Below are 15,626 nucleotides of genomic sequence, written 5' to 3' on the forward strand. Positions count from 1 at the left end.
AATAGCGATTTAACTGTTGAAGAAAAAATATGCCACAAAAAATGAGGGTCAGTAACCATAGCGAATATAACAAATTTCTAGAAAAAAGAGGAAATATTTTTCATTATATCAACGAAGCCATAGAAAAGTGGTACGAGAATGGTCCAAAAATACCAGGTGGCAACAATATTTATAGCGATAAAGTTGTAATTTTGGTGCACATAATAACTTGTTTATTTAGAATAGGCCTGAGGCAAACAGTTGGGTTTATAGCAGGATACCTTGAGCAAATTGGGAAAAATTTGCAAGTTATCAGCTATTCACAATCATCAAGAAGGTTTAAGAAACTCAATATTAAGATCAATGATTGCAGAATTGATAAAAATAATATGGAAGATATCGAAATTGCTATAGACAGTACAGGAATTAGTATATACAACAACACTCCTGGTCATAGCAAAGAAAATAGCGAAGATAGAAAGTATCGCAGCTATGAACAGACAAGAAAATTGCATGTAATGTTGAATACAAACAGCAAAAAAGCCATAGCTGTAAAATACAGTAACGGTGTCTACTCTGATCACTATGGAGCTTGTGATTTGCTAAAAGAAGTCGATTTTCAGTATGTCATAAAAGTACTATATGCAGATAGGGCATATGACAGAGAAAAGCTCTATAAGCTGTGTAATCAATATGGTATAAAAACGAAAATTCCTCCGAAAAACAACGCAGCAGAGCATCCAAAGTTAGACTATATGGCTGAGAGAAATTCTGCAGTCAAGCTCATAAAGTCATATGATGAAGATGGTATAAAGAAGTGGAAAAAAGAGATGAGTTATGGAAAAAGATCTTATATAGAAGGTTTTTTCTCGCGATTAAAAAAGACATTTGGATTTAGTTTTAGGAACAAATCTGAAATGAATCGTGAGAGGGAACTGCTACTCAAATGTTATTTGCTTAACAAATTTACTGAAATAGGCATGGCTAAGTTTGAGATAGCTTCATGAATTTATTGTACGTTACCTACTATCCGAAGAGCGATGCAACAAAGCCCACTGGAATCCAGTTATTTGGATTTTGACTCTCATATAAAGACCAAGAGACTAGGCAGTATTTCTAAAGCTTATACAAAGCATAAAATGGGTTTACTGTTGCATAGTGCCTAGCAAAGACGGATTACCTTTAGGTCTATCTTCCCAACAATGTTGGGCGCGTTCTATTAGGGAAGAAGAAACGGCACAAGAAAAAGCAAACAGAAAATACCGTACCTCCATAGAAGAAAAAGAAAGTTATAAGTGGATAACAGCTCTCAAAGAAACTATAAACAACCTTCCTCCAAATGTACAACTTGTTACCCTTGGTGATAGGGAAGCAGACATCTTCAAATTTTTATGGGTGGCTGAGACGTTAGGTAGTTTTTATGTAATCCGCAATCGAGCTAATAGAAGATTTATCTGTACTGAAGTCGGAAAAACAGATTTGCAAACACGCATCACTCAACTGCCAGTAAAAAAGAAAATTTCTCTAGAAGTTACTAAAGGTGGAAACCAGAGATCAAGAAAAGCTAATATTGAAGTTAAGTATATGAAAGCCTATCAGATCTTCTTCCATTTATGGGTAAGGTCATAATTAACCGTGAAAGGTTACATGTAATGTTTCTTCACATAATTATCAATAATTGCCTTAAATTCTTCAGAGACATTATCACCTTGTAAAGTTTTGAAATATTTGCCGTTTTTGTAGACTGCTGAAACAGGTTTTTCTCCATATCCAGGTAAGCTGATTCCCAAATTTGCGTGTTTGCTTTCTCCAGGACCATTTACTATGCATCCCATAACAGCAATGTTCATATGCTCTACACCTGGATTTTTTTTCTTCCACATCGGCATATGAGTTTTTATATAGCCATTCACTTCTTCAGTTAATATACGAAAACGATCGCTGCTCGTGCGCCCACAACCAGGACATGAATTAACCTGAGGGTTAAAGTATCGCAAGCCTATAGACTGCAATATTTCCTGACACACCACCACTTCATTAGTACGCGATTCACCAGGACGTTGAGTCAAAGAAGCCCGTATTGTATCTCCAATGCCATTTTGCAATAAATAAGTAAGCCCTGCTGCGGTATTTACCACACCTTTATTGCCCATACCAGCCTCAGTTAAACCCAAATGCAGCGCATAATTGGAAGATTTTGCAAGTGCCATATAAACTAAAATTAAATCTTGCACTTTGCTAACTTTACATGAAATGATTATTTTGTTTGAATTTAGACCAATTCCTTCAGCTTTTTTTGCACTATCAAGAGCAGACATTACAAGTGCTTTGCGCAGTATAACATCAGAAGGCCTTGAATTACTAAGCGAAGAGTTTTCATCCATCAATTTTTGCAAAAGGTATTTATCAAGACTACCCCAATTTACCCCAATTCTAACCGGAAGATCGTGCATTATTGCATACTCTATCACCCTTTCAAACTTCTCATCACGTTTGTCGCCAAAGCCTATATTGCCTGGATTGATTCTAATTTTACCCAGCATTTTGATGTTGTCTGGATAATCTTGAACTAATTTATCTAGCTCATATTGACCGCAGCCTACCAATATTTTACCGTCAAAACCTTCTTTATTTATCTCTTCTACTATATAAGGTATTGCTCTTGCTACCTCCTCTGAGTTCAAGGCAATTCGCACCAATTCTGAACCTGTACGCGCTAGTTCTGTTATCTCTTTTGCATAATGTTTTGCGCTACTTTTTATATTATCAGAATCTATATGCACACCAAGCGCCATAGATTGTACAACTACAGGATTATTTCCGCCTATCTTTACTTTTCCAACTTCTACAACATGAGTTTTGTGCCTGGAAATTGGCGATAATTCACATGCATCGTCATTCAATATCAGGTCTGTATCTAGCATATTATTAATTGTGATACTATTTTACTGTGTCAGCTACGCTGCCAAACGAACTTGAACCATTCAAACTATAAGCATCTACGTTATCCAAATTAGCAATAGAATCATGTGAGCACGTTCTTCTTGAAGGAGTTTCTTTTATAGTGATATTTATAGGAGAAACTTTCTTTTCTCGTGTTGAAGTAACTTTCTTCCCTTCTTGTTGTTCACTTTCATGCTGCTTACTTTCATACTGAGAAACTGGCTCTTGATCTATAAATACAGCACCCTTTAAACGTGCGATATTAATACCATGCTGATTTATCATAGCGCTCTCTTCATCGTCGACTATGCACGCTTCCATGTCATTTGGCTCATTATCAAGACTAGCAATTTTTTTCTCTTTTAATTTTTTTATTAGATCTTCTTTATTTATAGCTCGATCTTGTGACTTTTTTTTCTTGAGCAATTCCCTACGCTTCTCATACAGTTTATATGACTCAGCAAAATCCTCATCTGTATGAAAGTTTGCACCACCAGGGTTACCAGGAGGTATGTATCTCTTACTGAGCTTAGATTTAGCTCCAGCACTATGCACAGTAAAAAAGCTAGAAACCAAAAACATTAATATAAACAAAACTTTAGAAAAAATCCTAAGCATATGGTGCTATAGTAAATATCGTGTTTTAAAAGATAGCAATTAACAAACTTTAAGTAAACCAGAATCTTTACTAACTTTACAATACAAATATTTTTCTAAAAAGTGATATGTTTACTATCAAAAAATCTACATAGGCTAAGAGAAGAGGAAGGTGTTACAAGTTGCGTAACACCTTTTCAAGAAAAGTGTTATGCAGCTATATGTTTGTCAACTTTTAAGTCATTCCGTAGTTTTTTAGTACCATCGGTAGCATCTACATTATTAAGTTTTGCGTCTGGTGTATCTTTAGACAAGTTCTTTTCTTTCTCCCTTTCACACTTAACTCCCTGATAGATACAGAATGCAACAAAACTAGTTATCGCTATTACGGCAACAGCAGTGGCTATGGTACAAATTAGTAGTGTTTTTTCTTGATCTGCTACTGCCTCTGCAAGTGTTTCCACTTTTTCTTGCAGGCCGTTTAAGTGCTCTTGCATAGCTTGAAACTGCTCAGTACCAATCTTGTCTTCTAATGCACTAAAAACTTTTTCAAACTGCTCAGCATCTATCTTTTGAGCTTCTTGCCATTCTTTTAATGCACTAAATACCTCTTCAAACTGTTTAGCATCTATCTTTTGAGCTTCTTGCCATTCTTTTAATGCACCAAAAACTTTTTCAAACTGCTCAGCATCGATTTTTTGACTTTCTTGCAATTCTGTTACACCTAACCAATTGCACAAAATTCCTTTTACCATTTTAACCCCCTAGTTAATTAATATATTATAATTTTACATTCCCAATGTTTAAATTATTATTAAATTAACTGTCATTATGTATTGACCTTTTAATAATTTTGTTTGACTTGCTTTTTGAAAGTGCGGAAACTTAAATTAAGGTATTACAAGATTGTTATTCAACCAATATCTCTCTTTTCCCTGAGTAATTTGGAGCGCTGACAATACCTTCCTTTTCCATTCTTTCAACGATGTTTGCTGCTCTGTTATAGCCTATTCTAAGCTGCCTTTGAATGTAACTGGTTGAAACTTTTTGATCTCTTTGAATGATGGCCACTGCTTGGTTATAGAGGTCATTTTCTTCATCCTCCGTTTCATCGTGTGACTCTGTAGAAGAATTTTCATCTTCTTTAGTGATTTCCTCCATGTAGTTTGGCTCACCTTGCATTTTCAGATGATCAACTATATCTTGCACCTCATTATCACTTACAAATGGGCCGTGAACTCGAATGATCTTACCACCAGAGGCCATATAGAGCATGTCACCCATGCCGAGTAATTGTTCAGCCCCTTGTTCGCCAAGTATTGTACGGCTATCTATCTTAGAAGTAACAGCAAAACTGATTCTCGTTGGAAAGTTCGCCTTTATCACACCTGTGATCACATCCACAGATGGGCGTTGTGTTGCCATTATGATGTGTATTCCTGCAGCACGAGCCATCTGAGCTAAGCGTTGAATAGAGCACTCTATTTCTTTGCCGGCAACAAGCATCAAATCTGCCATTTCATCCACGATCACTACAATATATGGAAATGTTTCCATCTTGATTGGTATTTTTTCAAACAGAGGTTTGCCTGTTGTTGAGTTAAAGCCAATCTGCACAACGCGCTCCAATTCTATTCCACTATTCATCGCTTCTGTGATTTTTTGATTATAGTTTATAACATTGCGTACATTCAAATACGACATCATGCGATAGCGGTTTTCCATTTCTTTCACTATCCACTTAAGAGCGACTACAGCCTTTTTTGGCTCTGTTACTACTGGCGTTATTAGATGTGGTATTGCATCATATATTGAAAGCTCAAGCATTTTGGGGTCGATCATTATCATCTTGCATCCGTCAGGACTTAATCGATAAACGAGTGAAAGAATCATAGTGTTAATCGCAACTGATTTACCAGACCCTGTGGTTCCAGCAACGAGCAAGTGAGGCATTTTAGTTAGATCTGCAATAACTGGTTTTCCACTTATTTCTTTGCCAAGCGCAATTGGAAGATTTAAGTTTGCATTTTGGTATTCTGGTGATTCAAGCAAATCACGCAGCATTACAATTTCCCGTTCCTTGTTCGGCAACTCTATTCCCATAGCATTTTGCCCACGAATTATTGAAATACGTGCAGAGAGTGCACTCATCGAACGTGCAATGTCATCTGCAAGGCCAATTACTCTTGCAGATTTCGTACCAGCTTGTGGTTCAAGTTTGTATAAAGTCACAACCGGCCCATAGCATACACTGATAATTTTTCCTTGCACGCCAAAATCACTCAGGACTTGTTCCAGCAGAGATAAATTTTTATTGCTCTCCATTTCATTCAGCTGTTTTCTCTGCAAAGACTCCTCTGCTTTGGAAAGTAAATGAATGCTTGGAAATTCGAACTCACTGGAAGGTTTAAAAATTTCTTCGGTAGCTTTTTTCTGTCTTTCTTTTGGTTGTTGTTTAGTAGTGATTTTAGTTTTATGTTTTTCTTCTACTACTAATGGTGCAACTGAATATTCAGCAGTTTTATGTGATCTGAAGAATGGAACATTTACAAATAAGCAAGCTATTTTTTTACATAAGAAGAATAGAGAGTAAATTGTTCTCTTCCAACCAACAGATCCTACAAGACCTATTAATGTTACTATCACAAATACATAAAACGGGCAGTTATTAACGAGTGCATTCCCTATTATTCCACTGTGTCTGTACCTTGCTGTGATGCCTAGCGAAAGTTGTGGTAATATAGCACATACCCCTAAATTGATTAATATTAAATAGAGAATTTTCAGCAGTATTTTTGCTGGCCTGAAGATCAACAAGTAAACTATGGTTGTAGCTATTGTAACACTAGTTAATCCAAGAAATTGAACCAATATATCAGCTAAATATGAACCTACTATTCCACCTAAATTTGTCACTTCCTCATTTGTAGCCGTGTTTAAGGAAGGATCTTTATAGTTATAGCTAAAAACTGATATATATATATATATTAAAAGGGATAGATATATTGCTGATTTTAGATATTTTTTTAACATCTACCTAAAGTAGTAAGCTACTGTATATTTTACAAAGTGAATTGTTATTAGCAATATCATTATAGATAAATCTAATCCGTTGAACGGTGGTATATATCTTCTAATAATCTTTAGTGGTGGATATGTCAATTGGTTCAAGATGTGCATTATGCTACTGACAGTTTCATTATATATGTTCACCATATTAAGTTTAACCAGCCAGTTTAGGACAACCCAACATATTAGAATGAAGCTATAAAGATCAAGTAACGTATTGAGTAGATATATGATTGGATGCATACATATCTATTACACGAAAGTTATATAAAAGACAAGTATTTAGCCTTTTCAAACTCAAAATGTTGTTTTTGCTGAACCAAAAAAAACTTCATTTTTTGAGCTGGGCAAAGCCACCTAAAGTAGAGAATGGACAAGGAAGGAGGGGTGTATAATATATATTAATGTTGGTATTTATTTCTTATAAATATCATCTCTATGTCCTATCTCTGTGATAGTTACTATATGATCTAATTGATTTACTCTGTAAATTACACGATAGTCACCAACTCTTAGCCTTCTACATCCTTTTAAGTTATGATGTAGTGGTTCACCAAAATTTATTGGGTCAACTGTAAGACGTTCTTTTATAGCCTTTTGAACTCTTAGCCTTATTGTCTTTGGAAGGTTTGGTAAATCTTTTTCAACAACACTCTTTAGAGACTTAACCTTGTAACGCTCTAATCCCACTTAATATCTTCAAAATCAACTGTTTCTGCACCTTCAACATCACGCTCATCAGAAATTTTAGATACTAAAAAATCCTCCATTTCAAGCTCAACTGCTTCTCTAAATAGTTTTCCTGCTAATTCTTGAACGGGCTGTTTAGTAAATTCAGATAATTCAGCAAGATGCTTTAAAGTTTCTTCGCTAAGAGCTATGTTAATGCCTGAATTTGCCATATGTTTTACCAAAGTCCACTAATAATTATACAACATTTTTTTTAATTTTTCAATAAAGAAAGGAAGGAAGGAGGGCTGTATAAAAATATATTTAATGTTTATCAAGTAGCCTTCTCATAAATGGTGTCTCTATGTCCTGCTGTAGCAACAAATACCTTATGTTTTGCAATATTTACAGTATAAATAATTCGATAATCACTAACCCTTATTCTTCTATACCCTTTTAGCCTGCCACGTAATGGTTTACCAAATTTAATTGGATCAGTTGTAAGCCGCTCGTTTATCGCTTTTGTAATCCTTGATCTTATTGTTTTTGGAAGATTTAGAAAATCTCTTTCAGTAAAGTTTTTTGAGTAGACAATATCGTATTTCAGTTTATGTCCTCTCCCTTTCAGATAGTACTGTGTTCCAGTCTACATCCTCACATTCCTTAATAGTTTTATATAACGCAATATCTTCTACTTCGCACTCGATTCCTTCGATGACTAACCTTTTTGCTAGTTCTTGAACGGATTCCTTGGTGATTTCAGCTAACTTAGTAAGGTTATGTGAAGTTTTTGGGTCAAAAGTTATACTAATTCCTGAATCTGTCATATGTTTTACCAAAGTCTACTAATAATTATACAACATTTTTCTGAATTTTTCAATAAAGGAAGTTGATGATATGTAAGAAAAATTTTGCCACCTGCGTTAATAAATAATTAAAGATTTAGCATATTTATCTACCCTCTATTCTATTACTGAAGTTAGACCACTTTTTTCTATTAATATTTTTTGTTTATAAAGATGAGCAGTTACTCATCACGCAGTTGATCTATGGATATAATACTACCGTTTGATAGTTTTTCAGTACATTTTTCACTTTTGTATTCTTTATCAGAGTCGATACTGATTTTGTCAAATATTAAAACATCTCCTGAAATTTTATCACGAAACTCACTAATAGCAAAAAACGGTATAGTAATTCGCTCTTGTTTTCCTTGAAAACTCAAACTGACGCTAAATTTATCCTCAGAAACTTTTAAATCATAGAATTGATGCTGTAATATAATAAGCATTTGAGTAGGGTATGACTTTTTCAAACGATCTGGCATGGTCACACCATTAAAATATGTGAAAAATAATATTTCTAAGTGAGGGATAAAACCATTACCTGATATAACATCTAAAGTCTTTTTGATAACTTGAAACTTAGCAGAATTAAGCAGTTTTTTGTAATCTGTTTGCTCCATATAACTTTCACATACGTAAATTTTGGGGGAACTTCTGTTACCCGGCGTTCCCTGAACCGTGCTTTAGTAATAAATTGGTTGTGCTAAATTAAGCAGCAACACGATATTCTTCAGCAGCAAAATTATCGTTTGCATTTAAATTATGAACTCTTAGCGGTGGTGTCTAACCGAGCAAAGCTACCATCTTTACTATGCATGTCGATCCTTAATCGCCCCCGTATAATTAAAAAACATGGTGGAGGCGCCGAGTACTGCCCTCGGGTCCAATACACCTATTACAAGGTAATTTTATTGCTATAGTACACAAAATGTACATAGCTATTATATAGCAACATTAAATAAATGTCAAGATATTATGACCTTAAGTTGATTTATTGCTAAAACAAAATTAATATTTCCAGTAAAAAATTCTGTGCTCTTAACCTGACACATATGGCTTTTTGAATACTCCCAATGAAAATATTTATAAATAAATATTTACTCTTCTTTTTTATTGTTTTTAGGTTTTTCTTGATCAACCATTTCTCCACCGATCTCTTTTATTTTTAGTATCAACGACTCTGGTACATACATGTCAATTACTTCTTCTGCTGTCACAAATAAAGCCTGATAAGAGTGTGAATTTATTATCCAATTAGGCAATATGTCTTCTGCTTCTATTTTATACTCTCCCTCTTTTTTGTCATATACTGTGTAGCAATATAAGTGCACAGCAAAAAATAATACATAAGAGAGTAATATTCCTTTAAGCACTCCGAGAAAGATTCCAGTAACTCTATCGATAAACCCCAACCTTATGGGTGATAATATGTACATTAGCCAGTTATTTATTATCATGAATATAAGATTAAGTATAATAAATACAGAGATTGTAGAAAGTATGTTTAGTGTAACTTTAGAATCAAAATATTTACTATAATTTGGAGCGAAAAAATCATAGTGATTAGCTGTCAGAAAGACCGATAAAAATAGAAACATTAGTGCGCATAGCTCTTTTATAAAGCCTCTAGTTACCGAGATTATTACGCATAGAACAACAATGAAGATAATTAGGCTATCGAAAAGCATGTTTTATATCTATATGGTTTTCAAGATATAATAGTTGTAAATAACAAGGTTGTAAAATTAATTCTATTTATGCTGCATCAATTGATCTAAATACCTAGCGATCATGTCAATTTCTAAATTCAAATAATCATTTACTTTGTTGTACTGAAAAGTTGTATTTTCCCATGTATAGGGAGTGATATTTACTGTAAATTCCTGATTAATAACTGAATTCACTGTGAGGGAAACCCCATCTAGTGTAACGGAGCTTTTTTTTGCAACAAATTTAATTAATTCTTGTGGGCACGATAGTTTGATTTCATGAGAATCTAAATTTTGATTAATTGTTAAAAATTTTACTATCCCGTCAACATGACCCTGAACTAGGTGGCCATCGATCTTATCACTTAATCTCATTGCTTGTTCGAGATTTATTTTTTTTCCTATTCTCCACGTATTTAAGTTAGCAACCTTCATAGTTTCTTGAGATGCTTGGACTGTAAATGTATCGCTCATTATATCAACAACAGTTAAACACACACCAGAGCAAGCTATTGAATCTCCTTTATTTATAGAGGATAAATTTTGTGTCTTGATATGGAAAATTTGATCAGAGTTGGAGTGAGTGGTAGTATCAGTTATAGTCCCGATATCCGTGATAATTCCTTTAAACATATGGTGAAAATAAATAATTTTACCATGAAAAATTTTTTACAACAACTTATTTCTATTTTGTTATAGTTAAAGTAATTCTGGTTTACCGACAATTTAAAAAACGACAAATTCGTCATCCCGCTACGTGTTAGCGGGATCTAGAGATACCGTGACGGTATGACGTAGGAAAACTGAGCCTGCACTAGCTATAGGCGCGAGAAAGGGGATCGTTTTCACTTACTTGTTCAATAGATTCTATAGAATATTCAGAATATATGAAATAAGCCAAACTCAGAACACATAATGCAGTTAATATTGGTAACCCTATGTTCAATGCTAGCCCAATACTTTCTCTTTTTTCTGGTGGCACTAATCCTTTTAACATTGACACTTTTCCTAACGGAAAATGCCATAAGCAAAGTGTTGATGCAGATGCTACTATTATAAATAGACAAAAATAAGCCTTTTTTGAGGAAAATACAGTTTTTAATGATGATTTGAGTGTAATGTTAGTAGGTGGTAGAGTTTTAGCTTCATTTGTTGCTGGTGAAAGATCTTTAATTGGTAAAGGGTTTGTAGATTTATGAGGAGTATTTTCATGTTGTGGAGAAGGTTGTTGTATATAAACACCTGAAACTAATTTAAGCAATTGCTCTTTTTTTCTATATACTTGTTTTTGTAAATATTCTTTACCTAAAAGTGAGTTACTAAGAGGTTGTGGCCTTTCGAGTATCTGTAATACTTCTGATATTTCGCCTGGCTCTAATATTGCATGTAATTGTTTATCTTGAAAGTAAACAATATTGAATACTGAGCTGAAAATATTGCAAAATGTTTCTGGATCTTGATTTTTGTATCCACTCATCACTTCAATAAATATTTTATCGAGTTTTTTCCCCCTGTGCTCAATTTGGTTATCTATCATAGCTACTCTAGCATCATTTTGTGCTTGTTTTATGGCTAATGGTTTTTCTTTCTCTGATAGTTCTTTGGTCTGCTTTTTTGACTTCTTTTTTCTGTTAGCCTTAAAATACTCTGTGTGCGAAGTAGTTTGACCGAAATCAGAAATAAGCATTGTGACGTCTTCTATTCTTCTTTCGTCGATTCCATCTTTTTGTGTTACCTTGTCCTGTTTTGTCTCTTGAAGTGTTGGATGGTAAGTCAAAGCCCTCTGGTTTCGTATGGACAGTTTTGGTGGCTGTTGAAAGAAGAATTGTATTGTATTAAAAAAATTGGATAGCCGAAAAGAAGATCCAAACCAAAAAAAATTGTCACGCATTGCAGCAACAACTATTGGAACCCGCATCACTTGCTTTTTACTACTTGTTAAATTATAGCCAAACAGGCCTGTAACTGGTACGATTTGTTTATTTTGTGCATTTTTTTGGTTAGTTTCACTCTGTTCTTTTTTGTCTTCATTTTCAGTTTTTTCTGCATGTTGTAGCTTTTCATTTAGAAATAACTCGATTTGGTACAAGTTGTCCAGGTTAATGTTTTCAACGTCTGTTTGTAGCGTTATCGTTGTGCCCTGCAGAAGGATTTGAGGCGGAGCACTATTTACGAATTCTTCTACAGTTTTATAACTGTTAGTTTTACAGTAGTTATTATATAGTTCACTGCTTTCTTTGGGCACTTTTATGTTGGCTGTAAATTTTTTTTCCCGGGAAAGGCAGATTTTGAAAAAATCAATTAAAGGGTTTATTCGAAATAATCCTATATTAAAGGTGTCTTTATCTGTTGCTGTTAGCTCAAATGAAAATTCTTGTATATTACTTTCAATACTTCTCGAGCGAATAGTACTGATCTTAATTGTTTCGCTAGAAAATGCTTTACTTATGTTTCTGGATTTTTCCTTAAAGAGCTTAGGTAAATCCTCTATTTTATACTTATTCTTAGTTTCAGTATTACTGTTGTGCATAGTTGATACAGCAAATTCATCAACGCAAAGGTAAATAAAAAAGATTAATCAGTCAATAAATTAATAATCAGAATAGGGCAATTTTTCGGATTGTTGATGATATTTAAAATTTCACTATAATGAAAGTTTAAGCCAGCGTTTTTAAGATGAATAAAGAGTTATTAGATGACATACTTTCACTTGAAGATAAAGCAGTTTCCGAAATTGAGAATGCTTCTTCTTTGCAAGATTTAGAAAAAGTTAGGCTATTATATTTGGGAAAAAAGGGTGTAGTTAGAGCGTATTTTGATAACTTAAAAAAGATAGAAAATGCAGAGAAAAAGCGTGATTTAGGTGCAGTGATTAACGCTTTACGTGATAAGATAGATCATCTTATCATGAATAGGGAAAATGTGCTAAAAACAGAAGAAGTTAACTTTAAATTGCAGAACGAGGCGGTTGATATCACGTTGCCCGTTAGACCAGAAAAAATGGGCAAGGTCCATCCACTCAGTAAGGTTATAAATGAAGTAAAGCTTATTTTTGCACATATGGGTTTTAAAGCAGTTGATGGCCCTGATATTGAAGATGAATTTCATGTATTTGATGCACTGAATACTCCAAGTCATCATCCTGCGCGAGAGGAGCAAGATACCTTCTACTTAAAGAATAAAATAAACGATAAAAGAATGGTACTGCGCACTCACACTTCATCTGTACAGATTAGAACCATGGAAAAAACAAAAAAATGCCCAATTAAAATAGTAGCCCCTGGTAGGGTATACAGAAATGACTTTGATGCAACTCATACTCCTATGTTTCACCAGATAGAAGGGTTATATGTCGATGAAAACGTCAATATGGGCCAGTTAAAATTTACTATTCATCACTTCCTTAATAAGTTTTTTGGAGATAAAGGGCTGAAGATACGTTTTCGTAATAGTTTTTTTCCTTTTACTGAACCCTCTGCGGAAGTGGACATAAGTTATAAAGGTAGTAAATGGATAGAAGTGCTTGGATGTGGTATGGTGCATCCAAATGTCTTTCAAAATGTTGGAATAGACCATACTAAATACAACGGTTTTGCGTTTGGCATTGGTATAGAAAGGCTTGCGATGCTAAAATATCAAATCAGCGACCTAAGAAGCTTTTACGATAACAAAATCAGTTGGCTTGATCATTATGGTTTTCATTTTTCATCTTTAAGATAAGTGATAAATAAAGCTCATACTTTTATCATACTTGCTGCCGGGCATGGCAGGCGGATGAATTCAGATTTGCCTAAGGTTCTGCACGAAATAGGCAATTTTTCCATGCTTCAGCATGTCATTTACAATGCAAAACAGTTAAATCCTGAAAATATTGCTGTTGTAGTTGATCTGCCTTTAATTGAAAGACTAAAGTGCTTTAAGGATATACAGTTAATTACACAAGAATTAACACTTGGCACGGGAGATGCGGTCAAAACTGCGATGAGAAACCTAAGAGAATTGCCAGATTCAAGCATAGTTGTTGTGCAGTATGGGGATACTCCGCTCATAAAAAGCAGCACAATAACTAAAATGATTAGTTATTTAGAAGGCAAGGCTCTAGTTTGCCTAGGTTTTAGGACAAGCAATAAAGAATACGGTAGGTTAATTATTGAGAATGGTTCCTTAAGAGAAATCGTAGAAGCAAAGAGTGATAAAAATAATCATGAAGAATTTCTTGCAAATGCTGGAATAATGGTTGCATGTGCAAAGAATTTACGTGAATTGGTGGAGAAAATAGAGTGCAATAGCTCAACTCATGAATATTACTTGACCGATATAGTTTCCATTGCAGTGAAGAGTAATTTAAATGTCGGTTACGTTATTACCGGTGGAGAAGAAGCAACGGGAATAAATAACAGAAATGACCTTATAAAAGCTGAATTTTACTTTCAAGAAAATAAAAGAAAAGTTTTTACCGACTCCGGAGTAACGCTTGTTGCACCAGAGACTGTTTTCTTTTCTCTTGATACGCAAATTGCCAGAGATTCAGTTATTTACCCATATGTTTTTTTCGGTACTGGAGTGAAAATAGAGTCTGGTGCGAAAATACTGCCATTTTCGCATTTAGAAAACTGCTTAATTAAAAGTAATGCTGAGGTCGGTCCATTTACCAGAATACGCGGAAACACAACAATTGGTAATAAGGCAAAAATAGGAAATTTTGTGGAAGTGAAAACAAGTGAAGTTGGTCAAAACACTAGAATAAAACACTTAAGTTATATAGGAAATGCTAAAGTAGGGCAGGAGAGTAATATAGGAGCAGGCACTATTGTTTGTAATTATGATGGGAAAAATAAACATGAAACGAATATAGGGAGCAATTGCTTTGTTGGCGCCAATAGCTCACTAATTGCGCCGCTTAATATTCATGATGAATCTGTAATTGCAGCAGGTAGTGTTATAGTTGAGGATGTACCAGAAAAAAGCCTTGCAATAGCAAGAGAAAAGCAAGTAACTAAGAGAATAAAGTAGTCTAATTTAATTATGTTGTTGTGTCATTTTTAATATTAGACTTCTTGCATAACCATATAACAAACTTTTATTGGGAATAGAAACAAAAAAACTTCCTTGACAAACTCCGCCAGCCCCCTTATCATAACAGTGAAGCTATTGTATTTGCTTTCGCCAATCTGCAGATTAAAAGGTAAGGATTACTTAATGTATCGGCGTCTTATGTTTAATTTTTTGCAGTATATAGATACTGTATGTCTTTACAAAACTTCATCTACATCTAGATTTTTATCTAAATAAGCTGAACGCGCTTATAAAGCGTTACAAGACATCAAAAAATGCCAATACTCGACAGAGATAGTAAAAGACTAGCTAACTCGGGGGTCCTTTGTCTTTTTTTCTGCTTAGTAAATTTCTTAAACACTTGCAGCGTAGGTTAGTTGCAATTAAAAGCAGCTGAATTTCGCTTGTCAAGCGTTTAAAACATAAAAAACGCCAATATTTTAAAGCGGATAATAACCCCAGGGTTTCTTTTGCCTTTTTTTTATTTGGTAAATTCCTTAATATTTATGGCTAAACGACAATCGTCATCCCAGCGGGATCTAGAGATACCGCGGCGGTATGACGGTGTAGATAGTATCCCGCTACGTGTTAGCGGGATCTATGTTAAGGTATGACGGTTAAGTAAGGGATCTATGTTAAGAGATACCGCGAATGAATCGCGGTATGACGGTTAAGTAGGGTGTCATCCTAGTGCTCCTTTTTTTGTCATCCGAGTAGCTGACACTTGGATGACATCGTCATAAAGGAACCAGTGTCAAGC

At 34.4% G+C, this 15,626-nt stretch carries 18 protein-coding genes and 1 other RNA gene; 5 read left to right on the forward strand and 14 right to left on the reverse strand.

The annotated features are described in order from the left end of the window. Window positions 1-29: 29 nt before the first annotated feature. The 3 genes from AACH21_RS02750 to AACH21_RS02760 are packed head-to-tail and all read left to right on the forward strand — an operon-like array spanning window position 30 to window position 1,608. On the forward strand, window positions 30-986 hold the full coding sequence (locus AACH21_RS02750; RefSeq protein WP_338482730.1) for an IS5 family transposase: 957 nt from the start codon (window positions 30-32) through the stop codon (window positions 984-986). A gap of 33 nt (window positions 987-1,019) precedes the next feature. Continuing rightward, window positions 1,020-1,145: a hypothetical protein gene (locus tag AACH21_RS02755; protein WP_338482731.1), complete on the forward strand. Its 126-nt coding sequence runs from the start codon at window positions 1,020-1,022 to the stop codon at window positions 1,143-1,145. Then, on the forward strand, window positions 1,138-1,608 hold the full coding sequence (locus AACH21_RS02760; protein WP_077188515.1) for a hypothetical protein: 471 nt from the start codon (window positions 1,138-1,140) through the stop codon (window positions 1,606-1,608). Before AACH21_RS02755 ends, AACH21_RS02760 begins: the two co-directional genes overlap by 8 nt. Window positions 1,609-1,622: 14 nt before the next feature. Here AACH21_RS02760 and ispG read toward each other — a convergent pair whose 3' ends face one another. The 14 genes from ispG to AACH21_RS02830 form a co-directional block, all read right to left on the reverse strand. After that, window positions 1,623-2,903 carry a flavodoxin-dependent (E)-4-hydroxy-3-methylbut-2-enyl-diphosphate synthase gene (gene ispG, locus AACH21_RS02765; RefSeq protein ID WP_338482732.1) on the reverse strand — a complete coding sequence of 427 codons (1,281 nt, stop codon included), beginning with the start codon at window positions 2,901-2,903 and terminating at the stop codon, window positions 1,623-1,625. Window positions 2,904-2,919: 16 nt separating this feature from the next. Then, window positions 2,920-3,540: a TRP75-related protein gene (locus AACH21_RS02770; RefSeq protein ID WP_065094679.1), complete on the reverse strand. Its 621-nt coding sequence runs from the start codon at window positions 3,538-3,540 to the stop codon at window positions 2,920-2,922. 188 nt (window positions 3,541-3,728) lie between these two features. Beyond that, window positions 3,729-4,274: a hypothetical protein gene (locus tag AACH21_RS02775; RefSeq protein WP_065094680.1), complete on the reverse strand. Its 546-nt coding sequence runs from the start codon at window positions 4,272-4,274 to the stop codon at window positions 3,729-3,731. Window positions 4,275-4,428: 154 nt separating this feature from the next. After that, window positions 4,429-6,552 carry an FtsK/SpoIIIE family DNA translocase gene (locus tag AACH21_RS02780; protein ID WP_338482733.1) on the reverse strand — a complete coding sequence of 708 codons (2,124 nt, stop codon included), beginning with the start codon at window positions 6,550-6,552 and terminating at the stop codon, window positions 4,429-4,431. Next, window positions 6,553-6,831: a YggT family protein gene (locus AACH21_RS02785; RefSeq protein ID WP_006279515.1), complete on the reverse strand. Its 279-nt coding sequence runs from the start codon at window positions 6,829-6,831 to the stop codon at window positions 6,553-6,555. A 171-nt stretch (window positions 6,832-7,002) separates the two neighbouring features. Further along, window positions 7,003-7,278: a type II toxin-antitoxin system RelE family toxin gene (locus AACH21_RS02790; protein WP_015588829.1), complete on the reverse strand. Its 276-nt coding sequence runs from the start codon at window positions 7,276-7,278 to the stop codon at window positions 7,003-7,005. After that, window positions 7,269-7,490: a hypothetical protein gene (locus AACH21_RS02795; protein ID WP_006279415.1), complete on the reverse strand. Its 222-nt coding sequence runs from the start codon at window positions 7,488-7,490 to the stop codon at window positions 7,269-7,271. Before AACH21_RS02795 ends, AACH21_RS02790 begins: the two co-directional genes overlap by 10 nt. 101 nt (window positions 7,491-7,591) lie before the next feature. After that, window positions 7,592-7,885 carry a type II toxin-antitoxin system RelE family toxin gene (locus AACH21_RS02800; RefSeq protein WP_306700832.1) on the reverse strand — a complete coding sequence of 98 codons (294 nt, stop codon included), beginning with the start codon at window positions 7,883-7,885 and terminating at the stop codon, window positions 7,592-7,594. Continuing rightward, entirely contained in the window at window positions 7,866-8,084 is a 219-nt protein-coding gene (locus tag AACH21_RS02805; protein WP_006279413.1) for a hypothetical protein, read from the reverse strand. Before AACH21_RS02805 ends, AACH21_RS02800 begins: the two co-directional genes overlap by 20 nt. A 200-nt stretch (window positions 8,085-8,284) precedes the next feature. Continuing rightward, window positions 8,285-8,722: a ClpXP protease specificity-enhancing factor SspB gene (locus tag AACH21_RS02810; protein ID WP_006279412.1), complete on the reverse strand. Its 438-nt coding sequence runs from the start codon at window positions 8,720-8,722 to the stop codon at window positions 8,285-8,287. A 22-nt stretch (window positions 8,723-8,744) separates the two neighbouring features. Continuing rightward, window positions 8,745-9,075: a transfer-messenger RNA gene (gene ssrA, locus AACH21_RS02815) on the reverse strand. A gap of 124 nt (window positions 9,076-9,199) precedes the next feature. Continuing rightward, window positions 9,200-9,790 carry a CvpA family protein gene (locus tag AACH21_RS02820; RefSeq protein WP_010962383.1) on the reverse strand — a complete coding sequence of 197 codons (591 nt, stop codon included), beginning with the start codon at window positions 9,788-9,790 and terminating at the stop codon, window positions 9,200-9,202. 63 nt (window positions 9,791-9,853) lie between these two features. Continuing rightward, complete coding sequence (locus tag AACH21_RS02825; RefSeq protein WP_338482734.1) at window positions 9,854-10,444, reverse strand: riboflavin synthase; 591 nt, start codon at window positions 10,442-10,444, stop codon at window positions 9,854-9,856. A gap of 181 nt (window positions 10,445-10,625) precedes the next feature. Further along, the gene (locus AACH21_RS02830) at window positions 10,626-12,341 is read right to left on the reverse strand and encodes a hypothetical protein (RefSeq protein ID WP_236515127.1); all 1,716 of its coding nucleotides are present in this window, start codon (window positions 12,339-12,341) and stop codon (window positions 10,626-10,628) included. Window positions 12,342-12,487: 146 nt separating this feature from the next. Here AACH21_RS02830 and pheS point away from each other — a divergent pair, with 146 nt between their 5' ends. Further along, window positions 12,488-13,531: a phenylalanine--tRNA ligase subunit alpha gene (pheS, locus tag AACH21_RS02835; RefSeq protein ID WP_338482735.1), complete on the forward strand. Its 1,044-nt coding sequence runs from the start codon at window positions 12,488-12,490 to the stop codon at window positions 13,529-13,531. Next, a complete protein-coding gene (glmU, locus tag AACH21_RS02840) occupies window positions 13,532-14,824 on the forward strand; it encodes a bifunctional UDP-N-acetylglucosamine diphosphorylase/glucosamine-1-phosphate N-acetyltransferase GlmU (protein WP_077188522.1) in 1,293 nt (430 codons plus the stop codon). It abuts the gene before it with no gap. Window positions 14,825-15,626: the final 802 nt, after the last annotated feature.

The sequence above is a fragment of the Wolbachia endosymbiont (group A) of Ophion costatus genome (genome assembly GCF_963969245.1).
Taxonomy (GTDB): Bacteria; Pseudomonadota; Alphaproteobacteria; order Rickettsiales; family Anaplasmataceae; genus Wolbachia; species Wolbachia pipientis.

Excerpts from the sequence above, each read along its gene's own strand:
- AACH21_RS02750 (WP_338482730.1), top strand. The coding sequence starts at position 30 with ATGCCACAAAAAATGAGGGTCAGTAACCATAGCGAATATAACAAATTT.
- AACH21_RS02755 (WP_338482731.1), top strand. The coding sequence starts at position 1,020 with ATGCAACAAAGCCCACTGGAATCCAGTTATTTGGATTTTGACTCTCAT.
- ispG (WP_338482732.1), bottom strand. The coding sequence starts at position 2,903 with ATGCTAGATACAGACCTGATATTGAATGACGATGCATGTGAATTATCG.
- AACH21_RS02770 (WP_065094679.1), bottom strand. The coding sequence starts at position 3,540 with ATGCTTAGGATTTTTTCTAAAGTTTTGTTTATATTAATGTTTTTGGTT.
- AACH21_RS02775 (WP_065094680.1), bottom strand. The coding sequence starts at position 4,274 with ATGGTAAAAGGAATTTTGTGCAATTGGTTAGGTGTAACAGAATTGCAA.
- AACH21_RS02780 (WP_338482733.1), bottom strand. The coding sequence starts at position 6,552 with ATGTTAAAAAAATATCTAAAATCAGCAATATATCTATCCCTTTTAATA.
- AACH21_RS02785 (WP_006279515.1), bottom strand. The coding sequence starts at position 6,831 with ATGCATCCAATCATATATCTACTCAATACGTTACTTGATCTTTATAGC.
- AACH21_RS02795 (WP_006279415.1), bottom strand. The coding sequence starts at position 7,490 with ATGGCAAATTCAGGCATTAACATAGCTCTTAGCGAAGAAACTTTAAAG.
- AACH21_RS02805 (WP_006279413.1), bottom strand. The coding sequence starts at position 8,084 with ATGACAGATTCAGGAATTAGTATAACTTTTGACCCAAAAACTTCACAT.
- AACH21_RS02810 (WP_006279412.1), bottom strand. The coding sequence starts at position 8,722 with ATGGAGCAAACAGATTACAAAAAACTGCTTAATTCTGCTAAGTTTCAA.
- AACH21_RS02820 (WP_010962383.1), bottom strand. The coding sequence starts at position 9,790 with ATGCTTTTCGATAGCCTAATTATCTTCATTGTTGTTCTATGCGTAATA.
- AACH21_RS02825 (WP_338482734.1), bottom strand. The coding sequence starts at position 10,444 with ATGTTTAAAGGAATTATCACGGATATCGGGACTATAACTGATACTACC.
- AACH21_RS02830 (WP_236515127.1), bottom strand. The coding sequence starts at position 12,341 with ATGCACAACAGTAATACTGAAACTAAGAATAAGTATAAAATAGAGGAT.
- pheS (WP_338482735.1), top strand. The coding sequence starts at position 12,488 with ATGAATAAAGAGTTATTAGATGACATACTTTCACTTGAAGATAAAGCA.